The 14618-nt window shown below is 45.9% G+C and carries 12 protein-coding genes and 1 other annotated feature; of the genes, 5 read left to right on the top strand and 7 right to left on the bottom strand.

The features are described 5' to 3' along the window. Positions 1-65: 65 nt before the first annotated feature. Complete coding sequence (locus NQ502_RS09490) at positions 66-836, bottom strand: TatD family hydrolase (protein WP_028527710.1); 771 nt, start codon at positions 834-836, stop codon at positions 66-68. A 17-nt stretch (positions 837-853) separates the two neighbouring features. Next, complete coding sequence (metG, locus tag NQ502_RS09485) at positions 854-2827, bottom strand: methionine--tRNA ligase (RefSeq protein WP_083963154.1); 1974 nt, start codon at positions 2825-2827, stop codon at positions 854-856. Positions 2828-2895: 68 nt separating this feature from the next. Beyond that, positions 2896-3142: a binding site (T-box leader), on the bottom strand. A gap of 148 nt (positions 3143-3290) precedes the next feature. Here metG and NQ502_RS09480 point away from each other — a divergent pair. The 4 genes from NQ502_RS09480 (at position 3291) to NQ502_RS09465 (ending at position 7807) form a co-directional block, all read left to right on the top strand. Then, positions 3291-3692: a Fur family transcriptional regulator gene (locus NQ502_RS09480; protein WP_028527708.1), complete on the top strand. Its 402-nt coding sequence runs from the start codon at positions 3291-3293 to the stop codon at positions 3690-3692. 134 nt (positions 3693-3826) lie between these two features. Continuing rightward, positions 3827-4369, top strand: a complete 543-nt coding sequence (locus NQ502_RS09475; RefSeq protein ID WP_028527707.1) for an NADH peroxidase — start codon at positions 3827-3829, stop codon at positions 4367-4369. A gap of 193 nt (positions 4370-4562) precedes the next feature. Beyond that, positions 4563-6386: a sensor domain-containing diguanylate cyclase gene (locus NQ502_RS09470; protein WP_028527706.1), complete on the top strand. Its 1824-nt coding sequence runs from the start codon at positions 4563-4565 to the stop codon at positions 6384-6386. A gap of 59 nt (positions 6387-6445) precedes the next feature. Next, on the top strand, positions 6446-7807 hold the full coding sequence (locus tag NQ502_RS09465) for an NCS2 family permease (RefSeq protein WP_028527705.1): 1362 nt from the start codon (positions 6446-6448) through the stop codon (positions 7805-7807). Here NQ502_RS09465 and NQ502_RS09460 read toward each other — a convergent pair. The 4 genes from NQ502_RS09460 to NQ502_RS09445 form a co-directional block, all read right to left on the bottom strand. Then, entirely contained in the window at positions 7796-8140 is a 345-nt protein-coding gene (locus NQ502_RS09460) for a hypothetical protein (protein ID WP_028527704.1), read from the bottom strand. The two genes, NQ502_RS09465 and NQ502_RS09460, sit on opposite strands and share 12 nt — an antisense overlap. Before the next feature lie 27 nt (positions 8141-8167). Next, a complete protein-coding gene (locus tag NQ502_RS09455; protein WP_028527703.1) occupies positions 8168-8764 on the bottom strand; it encodes a lipocalin-like domain-containing protein in 597 nt (198 codons plus the stop codon). Between the two features lie 106 nt (positions 8765-8870). Continuing rightward, positions 8871-10268 carry a chitobiase/beta-hexosaminidase C-terminal domain-containing protein gene (locus tag NQ502_RS09450; RefSeq protein WP_028527702.1) on the bottom strand — a complete coding sequence of 466 codons (1398 nt, stop codon included), beginning with the start codon at positions 10266-10268 and terminating at the stop codon, positions 8871-8873. 151 nt (positions 10269-10419) lie between these two features. Further along, positions 10420-11736 carry a hypothetical protein gene (locus NQ502_RS09445; protein WP_044983012.1) on the bottom strand — a complete coding sequence of 439 codons (1317 nt, stop codon included), beginning with the start codon at positions 11734-11736 and terminating at the stop codon, positions 10420-10422. 169 nt (positions 11737-11905) lie between these two features. Here NQ502_RS09445 and NQ502_RS09440 point away from each other — a divergent pair, with 169 nt between their 5' ends. After that, the gene (locus NQ502_RS09440; protein WP_028527701.1) at positions 11906-12763 is read left to right on the top strand and encodes an AraC family transcriptional regulator; all 858 of its coding nucleotides are present in this window, start codon (positions 11906-11908) and stop codon (positions 12761-12763) included. A 218-nt stretch (positions 12764-12981) separates the two neighbouring features. Here the strand turns inward: NQ502_RS09440 and NQ502_RS09435 are convergent, their stop codons facing one another. Beyond that, positions 12982-14289, bottom strand: a complete 1308-nt coding sequence (locus tag NQ502_RS09435; RefSeq protein ID WP_044983011.1) for a hypothetical protein — start codon at positions 14287-14289, stop codon at positions 12982-12984. Positions 14290-14618 lie beyond the last annotated feature (329 nt).

Genomic DNA, 14618 nt, shown 5'->3' with positions numbered 1-14618 from the left:
AAAATGATCCATCACGCACAAACCGGGAGGATACGGTGTCAATTTCCCGATATCCTCCCGGTTTCTCATTTTACTCTGGTAAAAAGTGTCTTTGCGTTCTCATTGGTTGCAGCCACCACCTCTTCATAAGATACATTCTTCAGCTCTGCGATCGCCTGCGCGACATAAGTCAGATATAGCGAGTGGTTTCGTTTTCCCCGATACGGAGCAGGCGCCAGATACGGGCAGTCCGTCTCAAGGAGCAGTGACGCAAGCGGGGCATATTCCACCACCTCTTTCAGCTTCCTGGCATTTTTAAATGTAATCACCCCTCCAATACCGAGATAAAGACCCATATCCAGATATTCCCGTGCGGTCTCTTTTGAATAGGAAAAACAGTGGATGACGCCTCCGATGTCCCCGCCGTGCAGAGCTTTGACCATATCCAGCGTATCCGCGGCAGCGTCACGGCTGTGTACAATGAACGGCAGCTTTTCCTCCCTGGCAAGTTCCATCTGAGCTTCAAACCACTTTTTCTGAAGTTCATGCCTCTCCTTATCCCAGTAGTAGTCAAGGCCGATCTCCCCGACTGCAGCCGTCTTTTCATGGCGGCACAGCTCACGGATCTCTTCCATCAGATCAGCCGTCATATCACCGACCTCATCCGGATGCAGACCCACCGCCCCATAGATAAACGGATACTGTTCCATCAGCTTCACGGTTCCATGAAGTCCGCGGACACTGGCCGATGAATTGATGATGTATTCAACCCCATGCGCCCTCATCGCACCAAGCAGTTCTTCTCTGTCCTCATCAAACGCCTCATCATCATAATGCGCATGACTCTCAAATATCATAGCCGGCTCCTTCGTCATTAACTGATCCGTGCCCCCGCCGGCATATCCTTCTCAGGCACCATAAGAGACAGCTTTCCGTCTTCATCTTCCGCACAGAGGATCATCCCTTCTGACATCACGCCTGCCAGTTTTGCCGGTTTCAGGTTCACCAGAACCATGACCTTCTTTCCAACCATATCTTCCGGTTTATAGTCCGCTTTAATACCGGACACGATCTGACGCACCCTGCTGCCGATCCTCACCTGAGAGCACAGAAGTTTTCTCGACTTCGGAACTTCCTCACACGCGATGATCTCACCTACCTGAAACTGCATTTTCATAAAGTCATCATAAGAGATCTCCGCTTTCGGCTCAATATCGATAAACGTGCCCTCCGGCTCCTCACTCTGAGCCTGTGCTGCCTGCTTTGCCTCTACTTTTTCCAGGACTTCTTTTATATCAAGGCGGGCAAACAAAATCTCCGGTTTTTCTGTAACTTTGCCGCCGGAGGGATATAAGCCAAACCGGTTCAGTTCATCATAAGACCTTCTGCCTGCATTCAGCTGTCCAAAGATCTTCTCTGCGGTCTCCGGCATGTAGGATTCCAGCAGTGACGTCCCGATGCAGATGCTCTCTACCAGATTGTAAAGAACCGCAGCAAGACGGTCTTTTTTGCTCTCATCTTTTGCGAGCGCCCACGGCATGGTTTCATCAATATATTTGTTGCAGCGCTTAAACAGGCTGAAAATCTCTGTCATAGAATCTGCGACACGGAGTTCTTCCATCTTATTCGCCACTTTATCTCTTGTTGCCTGTACAACGGCTTTCAGCTCATCATCCACCGGTTCATTTACCCGGGTGTTCGTCACAACGCCTCCAAAATACTTGTTTGACATGGAGATCGTACGGTTTACCAGGTTACCCAGGGTATTGGCAAGTTCAGAATTCATCCGCTCAACCATCAGCTCCCAGGTGATCACGCCATCATTTTCAAACGGCATCTCATGCAGTACGAAATAGCGCACCGCGTCAACACCGAAAAATTCAACCAGCTCATCCGCATACAGCACGTTCCCTTTTGACTTGCTCATCTTCCCGTCTCCCTGCAGCAGCCACGGATGTCCGAAAATCTGTTTCGGCAGCGGGAGGTCCAGTGCCATCAGAAAAATGGGCCAGTAAATCGTATGGAAGCGGATGATATCTTTCCCGATCAGATGCAGGTCTGCCGGCCAGTTACTGTCAAACAGTTCCGAACTGTTTCCATCACAGTCATAGCCGATACCCGTAATATAGTTCGTCAGCGCATCCAGCCACACATAAGTCACATGCTTCGGATCAAAGCTCACCGGGATGCCCCAGCTGAATGAGGTCCTGGAAACACACAGATCCTGCAGCCCCGGAAGCAGGAAATTGTTCATCATCTCATTCTTCCTGGATACCGGCTGTATAAATTCCGGATGTGTATTGATATGTTCGATCAGACGATCCGCGTATTTGCTCATCTTAAAGAAATATGCCTCTTCCTTCGCCGGTGTCACCTCACGCCCGCAGTCCGGGCATTTTCCATCCACCAGCTGGGATTCCGTGAAAAAAGATTCACACGGTGTACAGTACATTCCTTCATAATATCCCTTATAGATATCCCCCTGATCATAAAGCTTCTTAAAGATTTTCTGAACCTGAGCCTCGTGTTCCTTATCCGTCGTTCTGATAAATTTATCATAAGAAGTATTCATCAGATCCCAGATCCTTCGAATCTCTCCCGCCACATTATCTACGAACTCCTTCGGTGTGATACCGGCCTCTTCCGCCTTCAGTTCAATCTTCTGCCCATGTTCATCCGTTCCCGTCTGAAAAAACACGTCATATCCCTGCTGTCTCTTAAACCTTGCAATACTGTCCGCCAATACGATCTCGTAGGTATTTCCGATATGCGGTTTACCTGAGGTATAGGCAATTGCTGTTGTCATATAATATTTTTTGCTGTCCATTTTCTTCCTCCTGACTTTCATTTGAATGAAATAAATGAGATTGCGCTCCCGCGCAATTTCCTGCGTAACAAAAAAGACTCGTCTTCAAAAAAGAAGACGAGCCGTATCACCCGTGTTACCACTTCCGTTCGTCCATACCTCACAGTATGAACCTCTCTGGGTACAACTATACCCGCTCGCTGTAACAGGCGAATCCTGTCGCAGCCTTGCAGTGCAATGCACTGTTCGGTGCGCCTCTCAGAAGCCATCTTCCCAAAGTATCTGTTGATCCCTCTCAGCATCCGGATCTCTCTGTAAAACCGATGTCTATGGTACTCTCTTCGTCACGGTGTTTGTATCAGTATTATTTCTTATCTATACACTAGCACAAGGAAGCGGTTTTGTAAATAACACATTTCCACGAAAAATTTAAAAACCTGTTGACATTCAGGAAAAATATGCTATACTGTAATAGTAATCATTATCATTATTGAAAGGAGGGTGCATGGGAGCTTTAAAATACAGTCGCCAGCGCGAATCCATCAAGGAATTTTTGGCTTCCCGTAAGGATCATCCCAACGCGGATACTGTATACGAGAATATCCGCCAGATTTATCCGAATATCAGTCTCGGCACAGTTTACAGAAATCTGGCTTTGCTCGAGAGTATCGGTGAAATCATGAAAATTACAACGGGAGACGGGGCCGACCGCTATGATGGCAATGTAAAACCGCATCATCATTTCATTTGCACCAGATGTCACAGTGTTATAGATCTGGATATGGAAAATATCGATTACATCAAGGAAGCGGCATCAAAGAATTTTAACGGAAGTATCGATAACTATATCGCACATTTCTATGGCCTCTGTGAAAATTGTTCCGCATCACCAAATGATATGTTATAATCAAGGAAAAAAATCCCAAAAAACACTATTGACATCAACAGAAAGATGTGGTAATCTAAAATAGTAATAATTACTATTATCAATTAAGATAACTAATAACAAATAAATCAAAAAAAGAAAAGGAGAAACAAACAATGAAAAAATTCGTATGCAGTGTATGTGGTTATGTTCATGAGGGAGATGCAGCACCGGAAAAATGTCCGCAGTGTGGTGTACCGGCTGACAAATTTACAGAGCAGTCCGAAGGAATGTCATGGGCAGCTGAACATGTTGTAGGCGTAGCGCAGGGCGTAAGCGAAGATATCATCGAGGATTTAAGGGCAAACTTCAACGGTGAATGTTCAGAGGTAGGTATGTATCTCGCAATGGCAAGAGTTGCTCACAGAGAAGGCTATCCGGAAATCGGCCTCTACTGGGAAAAAGCTGCTTATGAAGAGGCAGAGCATGCGGCAAAATTTGCAGAATTACTCGGCGAAGTCGTAACAGACAGCACAAAGAAGAACCTGGAGATGAGAGTTGCAGCCGAAAACGGCGCTACTGCAGGAAAATTCGATCTTGCAAAACGTGCAAAAGCTGCTAATCTGGATGCAATCCATGATACGGTTCATGAGATGGCAAGAGACGAGGCTCGTCACGGAAAGGCATTTGAAGGCCTGTTAAAAAGATATTTCGGTTAATTAAGATACATAAGATATTAAGGAGGCGGACTTTCCGCCTCCTTTTATTTTCCCTTTCTCCCGGATTGACTTATTTTTCCAGCCGTAATATACTTATAACAACTTACGTTGTGACATAAAATCCAATACCTCAGCCTGAAAAGCAGGAGACTACAGATGAATATTCTTAATTGTTGAAAAAGGGCATTCCGATATGAAATCGAGAAATTCCTCACCAAAACTCAAACTGCGTCTCAGTATCCTATGCACACTGATCTTTATACTTTCAGTCGGCATTCTTTTTGCTGTCTATCAGCAGAGTCTGAACATGCAGTTTGAACATATGGAAACTGAAAACCTGACTGCCTACGCACTCAATCAGAGCCAGTATGTCAGCACCCTGTTGGCCGGCCTGCAGGGGCGTATGAGCGCGGCCGCACAGGTACTGAGTACTTCTTCCGTCAATCCGGAAGGAAAATGGGCTTCCGATTACCTGGAGAATCTCTGTGAGTCTTATGAATACTCCATACAGTACGTTACCGCTGAAGAATGCTATGACATGGTCACGCGCCCCGCGGCCCCTGCTGAAGATATGGAGATTTACGAAAAACTGATGGCCGGCGAGAGCGTCATCTCATCAATACATTACTCTACACGGCTGAATGATTATTTTTTTGCATTTGGACAGCCGGTACAACGCAGCGGACAGACCGTCGGCATGCTGCGCTGCACCGTCAGTGCCGACATGCTGCTGACACCGATACCGACCTCTTCTTTCTATAAAAACTCAGTACAATGTATCGTTGATTCCGACGGTTATATCCTTTTCAGCAACCACGATGAAAACTGGATGGGCACAAATCTTCTGGAAACCCTGAAGAAAAATAATGTGTCTGACAAGTCTGTCGACCTCCTTCGTCCTGCACTTAAAGAGGATCACAATACCACTGTAAAGTTCAAATTAGATCATACGAACTATTTTTGTTCCAGTGTCTCTTTGGGATATAATGACTGGAATCTGGTGCAGATAACCAAAACCAGCGCGGTTGACGCGGTGCTTCACAAAATTCTTAAAAGTACCGTAGCTGTCAGCCTGGCAGTAATCCTATTAACAATCCTTATCGCAGTCTTGGTTTTCCGGGTCATCATCCGGCAGCAGCAGAAAATTCAGCTTGAAGAAGCCCGTTATGCAGCGTTGTCTAACTTTACCGATACAATATTGTTTGAATACGATGTAAAATCCGATCTTATAGAGCTGACGCCCAACGCCACCCAAATGCTGGATCTCGAACAGACCACGTTTGAACACTTTTTGGATCACGAGTTTGAGATACTCCATTTTGAAGACAGTCAGCCCCTTAAGAAAATGATGAGATCCTGCCTGCATAATACCAGCCCGCAGTCACTGGAAATCCGGCTTCTGCAAAAGGATAAACAATGGTTATGGTATGAATGCCAGGTGCAGCCGGTGGCAACTGAGGGTATCGTCGTAAAACTCATGGGCAAGCTGTCAAATATCAGCGGAAGGAAAACCAAAGAGCTGAAACTCCTTAGACAGACAAAAACAGACCCGTTGACGGGTCTGCTGAATCTGGAAGGCATCCGCTCATCCATCGGCAGGGAACTCTCTGAGAAAAAAACCGGCTTTTTGTTTATGATGGATATTGATAATTTTAAATACATCAATGATACCTATGGGCATGATACCGGCGATCAGATTCTAAAAGAAGCCGGCGTTCTCCTTCGCCGCACTTTCAGGGAATATGATCCCGTGGGAAGAGTCGGCGGAGACGAATTCATTGCCTTTATGGGGGATACCGACAATCAGGACATTGCCTGTATGAAAGGGGAACTGATCATCCAGCGTTTTTCTGAGCTTAAACTTAACGGTATCTCGCAGATATCAATCAGCGTCGGCATTGCCGGCTGCCCTGTCTGCGGCTCCTCCTATGAAGCGTTGTACAAAGCGGCGGATACTGCAATGTATAAGGCCAAGAGCTGCGGGAAAAATCAGTTTTATTTTCACGAATATGAATAGAAATGTGGCTGTTTTCCGATACTTTGATTATATCTAAACGCTATCGGAGAAGAACACGCATGGAAAAACTTTTTAAACTGAAGGAACATAATACTACCGTCCGCACTGAAATCACAGCAGGTATCACCACCTTTCTGACCATGGCATATATCCTCGCTGTCAATCCCAACCTTCTGGGCGCTTCCGGGATGGATGCCGGAGCGGTCTTTACGGCAACCGCCCTCGCCTCTGCTCTGGCAACCTGCATTATGGCATTATGGGCCAATTACCCCCTGGTACTGTCTGCCAGCATGGGGCTGAATGCATACTTCACCTATACGGTCTGCTTACAGGACCTTAAGGGAATCGAAGATCCCTGGCGCATCGCCCTTACCGCAGTGTTCATCGAAGGAATTATTTTCATCCTGCTATCCTTCTTTAAGCTGCGTGAAACGATTGCGAACTCTGTTTCAGCCAATCTGAAATACGGTATTACCGCGGGTATTGGGTTGTTTATTGCGCTTATCGGTTTAAAAAGTTCGGGGGTCGTCGTGGCAAATGAAGCAACTCTTGTGAGCCTTGGCGATATTTCCAGTCCCCAGATGGTATTATGTCTGGCAGGTGTTCTGATCATCGCCGTCATGAACCATTTTCATGTAAAGGCTTCCATCCTGTGGGGCATTCTGATCACCTGGGGTCTGGGGATTCTCGCCCAGCTGTCCGGCTGGTATGCGGTCACTGCAGATCAGCCCTCACTGATCCCCTCATTTACAGCTGCTTCTCTGATACCTCCGTCTATCGCCCCTACTTTTTTTAAATTCAACTTCCCCTGGGCTGCCAAGCACCTTTCACAGTTTATTGTCATCTTATTCTCCTTTCTGTTCGTGGATATGTTTGATACCATCGGTACCGCAATCGGCGTAGCCGACAAGGCAAACCTGCTGGATAAAGACGGAAACCTGCCTAAAGCAGGGCGCGTATTGACTTCCGACGCGATCGGAACAGTTGCCGGCTCCATTATGGGCACCTCCACGATCACCAGCTTTGTAGAGTCCAGCTCCGGTGTCGCTGAGGGAGGCAGAACCGGCCTGACGGCCCTGACCTCCGGTATTTTGTTTATCGCCGCCCTGTTCCTGTCCCCTGTTTTTCTGGCGATCCCTTCTTTTGCGACGGCTCCTGCGCTGATCATGGTAGGATTTTTTATGGCATCATCCATTCGGAAGATGGATTTCGACAGCGATGTCGCCGACGCGGTCGGCGGTTATCTGGCATTTTTGCTCATGCCGCTCACCTATTCCGTTGCCACGGGTATTATGTTCGCCATGCTCGCGTGGTTTATCATAAAGCTCTGTACCGGACAAGTAAAAAAGATCCACCCGGTAATGTATATTGTATGCGCACTTTTTATTGTCCGGGTTATGACATTGGTCTTATCGTTTTGATTTCGGTGAGCCAAATACCTGCTGGTATTTTTTGTTATACTCGTTAAAAACCTCATACACCGCTTTCGTACGGTAACTCTTCTTTTCACATAAGTTGGGCATACAGATGGTAATTCTTGTAACGATATCATCAGCGAACAATCTTGAGTAGTCTTTTTCAAGTACGTATTCCTCGTTTTCCTTATCGATAACTTTTTTCAATTCCTCTGCAATTTTGATCATGGATGCAGGTCTCTCTAAATTGATAAACCTTCCGACAATATAATCTTCCTCGTTTAAGAAGCATACATTCACTCTTTCTGCATAAGTATCTACACTAAACCAAAAATACATAAACCTGCGCACCTCCTTACTTTTTTATCACACGCGTTTAAACACCGCATAGGCAGACATTCCCGATTCTGACTCCGCCACCTTCAGCTTATTTCCTTTTAATATGGCGGTTACAGATGCTGTCTGTCCATCATACGTGATCGTGAGCACTGAGTTATCATAACTCCAGCTTCCCGCCGCACTCACCCCATCTGCATTTGTATAGTAGCTGCCGTCCTTGCGAAACTCCATCGTCGTGCTGAAAAGGTCTACACCTTTTTCTTCCCTTATAACGTCTGTGAAATATTCAATGACGTCCCGGCCATCCAGCTCTGCTTCCACGCTTTCCCGCTCATCCTGGCTCATTTGATTCCACTGTTCTTCAATCATTTCCCTGGCTTCTTCGGTAAATTCTATGTCTGTCAGCTGCCATTTTCCCACAATACCACGGCTTCTGGTCGCAAAGAATGCAATTCCCACGATCAATAAGATTGCCGCCAAAATCATGACCGAACGCCTGCCGGGGCTAATCGTCCCCATGCCCAGCTTCTCTTTGATTCCCGTTTCAGCTCCTGCTCTTGTACCGCAATTTGTGCAAAAACAATGATCTCCTGTGATTGGTGTGCCGCATTTTTTACAATACATATCTTTCCCTCCTCTTCGCAGATAAGATATCATCCTCCCGCAACTTAATTGTTGTTTTGATATTCTTATTCTAACTGTTGATTTGGAAAATTTGTATTTTGAGCCATCATAAAATATAAAACTGATATTCTCTCGATGTCCTGCCATCCGGCGCGGTCACTGTCATACAAAAGTCCTGTTTTCCTACGACAGACAGTGAAACTTCTGCCTTTGAATTTACTGCCCTTTTCTCAACATAAAGCTTACTTTTTGTCGAGGATGTGATCGGACAAAACGTGATGCTCTCCCTGACACCTGACAGGGTATATTCTGTGATATAAGGATCAAACGGCGGCTGACACCTCGCATCCGGAAAATGTACGTAACTAAGCAGCGCATTATTTTTTTCATTTAACCCATCCGTAAATAATAGCCCCAGATTCAGGGCAGCATAATGCAGGTCTACACAGAATTCACCCTCTATCGTAATTTTTGTTGAGCCAAAAGAAACTGCTGCGGGCCGCAGCGTCGGTCTGAGGCCCTGTTCCCCTTCATCTACCGCACGCTGAACCGCACGTTCCAGATTATCAAGATAAAGCCCGGCATCCAGCACATGATCGTCATGTCCATTATACAGCCGTCCATTGGGGCAATGGGCAATCTTGCAGCGGAATGCCTGCAGCGCCGACAGATACCGGTCCATCGCACTCTCCGGGTTTTCAAACTGCAGCCATCCGGAGCCCGGTGCCAGTTCGATATTGCATCCAAACGCATCTGATGAAAAAATATCCCCCGTCTCCTCATTAACCAGCAGCAGTGAACCGGGGGTGTGTCCCGGCATGGCATACGTCTTCAGCCGGCGTCCGCCCAGCTCGAACACATCCCCCTCATCAACATCGGCGAACGCTCCCGGATCAAATCCAAACGACCTGACCAGATCATGATCTCTTGCGTTCAGGTATATTTTAACACCCGCTTCTGTCATTTTCCTTCCCTGCTGAACATGGTCCGGGTGTCCATGAAGCACGATGGCATCCCAGGGCAGCCCCCCCGCCAGCAAATCTGCAAATCCCTTTAAATCCCCATCCGGATCATTGCCAAGATCGATCAGCAGTCCCCGTTCCTGTCCCAGCACGAAATACATCTTGTCCCGGTCAAAATCCATGATGCGGATCAGCGTCGGCTGTCCCTCTCTTTGCAGCATCACCCGATAACGGTATTGTGTACGGGGCGGCAGCTCGATGCAGTAGTGAAAACTCACTTTCTCACTGTCCTCCCATCCATCCCGAATGGCAAAGGCACGGATTACCGTTTCCGTTCTTACAGTTTTATCCCGGTCACTTCCACCCGGCAGGGAGATCAATCCCTCCTCCCGTCGATAAACGGGGCTGTTTTTTGTCGGTTCTGAGCCATCCGTCGTATAATGGATGACGGCGTGCGGCGTGGCAGTCCGAAGATCCGCGTGGACACAATTGTAATCATATGTTTTTGGTTCCGGATAACTGGTTGGCATCGCTACTTTCATATTTGAACACTCCTTACATTTGGTTGATAGACAGTGAAAACTGGCTGCTCACCCAGACAGTATTGTAAATTAATGAACAAAACCCCTGAAAAAGGAGGAGACCCGCTGTAGGAAGCGGGTAAATTAAATAAAGGGTTCTTACAACTTGTTTTTAGCGTGTTTCGTCAATCCATCTGCGGACATCTTTCACCCACGCGTTGAATCTCATCGGATCGTGCTGACAGGTATGGGTATCTTTCAGTACAATCTCGGCACAGTTATTCTTTGTATGATTCAGCATATTCTTAATGTAGCCTTCCATAAACTCCGTATCATCCGGTTTATAATTGTTCAGGTAATAGGATGGATTTGGCTTCCATGAATACACAGTCTTTTTCCCGATTCTCTCAGCACACTTTTCAATATCCGCCCACGGAGATACGGAAATCCTCCTGATACAGTCAAATGTGAGCACATATTTCAGCTTGTCCTCCACAGGTTCACAGCACCCGTAGGATGTCAGGCCAAAACGATCCGCGACACTTTTTTCATGTTTCTGTACAAATTCCCAGTGCTGCTCCGGTCCCACCATGGTAAACTCCTGAGACTCGGTAAAACCCCAGAAATCTTTCAGGTCGGTGCAGACTTTGTTTTCATTTGGCAGATCATGTGTATAACTCATACCGCCGGACCCATTATACGCCTGATTCCCATTGGTTGTCAGAAGTCCCATCCCGAGGTACTGATCCAGCAGTTTGTGATAGCCCTCCTCCATGATGGCCATCGCCTCATGCAGCATTTCCGGTTCTTCATAGACATCATACATAACCTGTTCCAGACCGCGGAAATCAGAATATGTCTCCATCATGGCAAAATAGAGAAATTTTTTTCCGACCAGCTGTACATCCAGAATATCTCCCAGCAAATCCTGATGCAGCCTCAGTTTTTCCATAGTTTCTTTCTCATGGTATATGACTTCCGGAGCGCCCAGTCTTGAAAGCTGATCGGGTTCCTCGATCACCGGTTCAAAATGCATCCCTCTTGCTTCGAAATCAAAATCATTTTTCCACGCCAGCGGTACACTTCCCAGACAGTTATCCACATAACTCGCGTTTCCAAACGCTGAGTTTTTATGATTTGGATTCTGTTTATCCCAACCTGTATCCGAGATTAATTTTTGCACTTCCCAGATATTCTCAACCGGAATATCATCCCCGATCACATTTGCGCGGAACAGTCTGGCACGCAGCAGCCATTCGATCTCTCTGGCCTCATCACTTTTGCACTGCAGGGATTCGGGCCGTATGATTTCCCACCAGGACATCTCCGGGAATACCGCAATTACCGGATCTGTCGTCTTCAGATCGTTATGGGCAAACCAGAGTTCCCTCTTTTTTTCCATTTCCGGACGAGAGGCTGCATCGTGTACCTGCCTTGCCAATTCCCGTATAACGTCTCTTTCTTCTGCCGTAATTCGTATGTCTGTCATTAAACATTTCCTCCCAAAATATCGTTTGTTTGCCTGTCGCTGATGACAGTATATCCCATATAATCAATATACTCCATCCTTTTGTTTGCCCTGAATTTAGGCGATATTGCCTTTTCCCTGCCGCTATGCTATTCTAAAAAAAACGATACTTTACAGATCGGAGGAAATTATGAGTATACTGACAAATCCCAGGGAACCCGGCGTGCTCCCAAAATCCTCGAGATTTTTCTTTGCACCGCCTACGCTGGACGGACAGGAGTGCGATATGTTTTATTATATGACATGGTGTGGACATTTTTTCTGTACTCATGAATATCTTTATCAGCGGAAATCCTACCCGTACTGCCTGTTGATCTATGTAGAATCGGGCTTGTTTCATATCAGATTTCGCAACTGTGAGTTCAACGCCCAGGCGGGTGATGTTGTCCTGCTGGACTGCCGGGAAGAACACTGCTATTCGGCGCACGATGAGCTGGAATTCTATTATATTCATTTCGACGGACTGAATTCTCATGAACTGTGTCAATATCTTTTGAATAAATACGGACCTCTGATACGCTCGCAAAATAATATATTGATTCGCAGTCTCATGATCGATACTATTTCTTATTATAAAAATAACGGTTATGAAAACCCTATGGATACTTCCATGCGCGTATACAAATTTATTCAGCTTCTCATGGTGCCAAAAGAAAACAGTTCTGAAGAAAGCAATCCCATCCAAAAGACACTTCAGTACATTCACACACATATTTCAGACCAGCTGACGCTGAAGGAGCTGTCCGGGATCGCCCATTTAAGTACTTATTATTATTCCCGTCTTTTTAAAAAAGAGACGGGCCTGTCTCCCGTCAACTATATCCTGAACCTCAGAATCAGCCAGGCAAAAATATTGCTTGTCACAACTGACAAATCTATTAAGGAAATTGCTTATGCACTGGGCTATGCACACGGTGCCAGCTTTACCAGTGCCTTTACGGAAAAAACTGGCTGTTCACCCAGACAATATCGTAAGTTAATGAATTAAGCCTAAAAAAAGGAGAAGACCCGCTGTAGGAGGCGGGTCAACATCAAAAAAGAGTTTATATAACTTGTTCTAAGTCGTTTCTTATAATATTCCTTTTTATCCAACCTTTCAATATTCGACTTTGTCAAAAAGTTAATGAATATTGCTTTTACGCAGACATGAGGATGGACCGCTGCAAAAGCAGCGGCCCTTTATAATTAGAAGAGTTTCAGTAAGTATTAGCGTGTCTCTTTAATCCATCTGCGTACATCTTTCACCCACGCATTGAATCTCATCGGATCGTTCTGGCAGGTATGTGTATCTTTCAGTACGATCTCTACACAGTTCTTGTCTTTTGTAACGTTGAGCATGTTCTTTACATAGCCTTCCATGAACTCTGTTTTGTCCGGCATATAGTTGTTCAGGTAGTACGATGGGTTTGGTTTCCAGGAGTATACGTAATCCTTGCCCATTCTGTCAGAACACTTCTGAATGTCTGCCCATGGAGATACAGAGATTCTTCTCAGGCATTCAAACTGTTTGATATACTGCAGTTTATCTTCGATCGGCTCGCAGCACCCATAAGCTGTCAGTCCGAATCTGTCTGCGACTTTCTTCTCGTGTTTCTGTACAAACTCCCAGTGCTGCTCCGGTCCAACCATGGTGAATTCCTGAGATTCCGTCATGCCGAAGAAGTTTTTCAGATCTGTACATACACTATCATCGTTTGGAATCTCATGTGTATATGTCTGTCCGCCGGATCCGCTGTATGCCTGGTTTCCGTTACAGGTAAGCAGTCCCTGCTCCAGATACTGATCCAGAAGTCCGTTGTATCCTTCTTCCATGATTGCCATGGCTTCATGCAGCATCTCTGGTTCTTCGTAGATATCGTACATAACCTGCTCAAGACCACGGAAGTCAGAATAAGTTTCCATCATTGCGATGTACAGGAATTTCAGGCCTACGAGACGTACGTCCAGGATATCTCCAAGTACATCCTGATGCAGTTTCAGTTTTTCCATCGTCTCTTTTTCATGATATATGACTTCCGGTGTGCCAAGCCTTGACAGCTGATCCGGCTCGTCAAGGATCGGCTCAAAGTGTTTTGCACCTGCGTCGAAATTAAAGTCGTTTCTCCATGCCAGCGGCACGTCACCGAGGCAGTTGTCACGGAAACTTACGTTGGCAAATGCTGCATTCTTGTGATTTGGATTAAGTTTATCCCAGCCTGTATCTGTGATAATCTTTCTCACTTCCCAGATATCATGAACCGGCACGTCATCGTCGATCACATTGGCACGGAACAGCTTTGCACGCAGGAACCATTCCATCTCTCTCGCTTCGTCACATTCACACTGAAGGGATTCCGGTGTGATGATCTCTCTCCAGGACATTTCCGGGAATACTGCGATAACAGGATCTGTCGTTTTCAGTTCATTGTGGTTATACCACAGTTCTTCTCTTGTTTTCATCTCCGGTCTCTGGGAAGCATCTTTTACCTGTTTTGCCAGCTCGCGGATAATCTCTCTCTCTTTTGATGTAATCATCTTGCTTTTCCTCCTTTAATTTCCTCTCTGCCTTTTATGTAATTCTCATTCTCATTTCAAGGAATTTGCTCTTAGTCCTTCCTTGAATCTGATGTTATTGTACTCCATAATTTACCCCGTTAAAATACTATGTCTTGCCAAATCATGCACGAATCTTGCTTTTCACAATATCTCCTTTAATCTCACGATTATAACTTGTTTTTTGCTAATTATATGTTTTTCGTATTACTCTGATAATAGCTGCTTTTACGGTTTCTTGCTTTGCAGCAAAAAAGCGGTCATAAACCGTTATGCTTCCCTGCAGAAACGGCAAATGATCGCTTTTTATA

Source organism: Ruminococcus gauvreauii (genome assembly GCF_025151995.1).
In the GTDB taxonomy this organism is placed as follows: Bacteria; Bacillota; Clostridia; order Lachnospirales; family Lachnospiraceae; genus Ruminococcus_G; species Ruminococcus_G gauvreauii.
The sequence above is the reverse complement of the archived record's forward strand: the minus strand, read 5'-3'. Positions and strand labels throughout refer to the sequence as shown.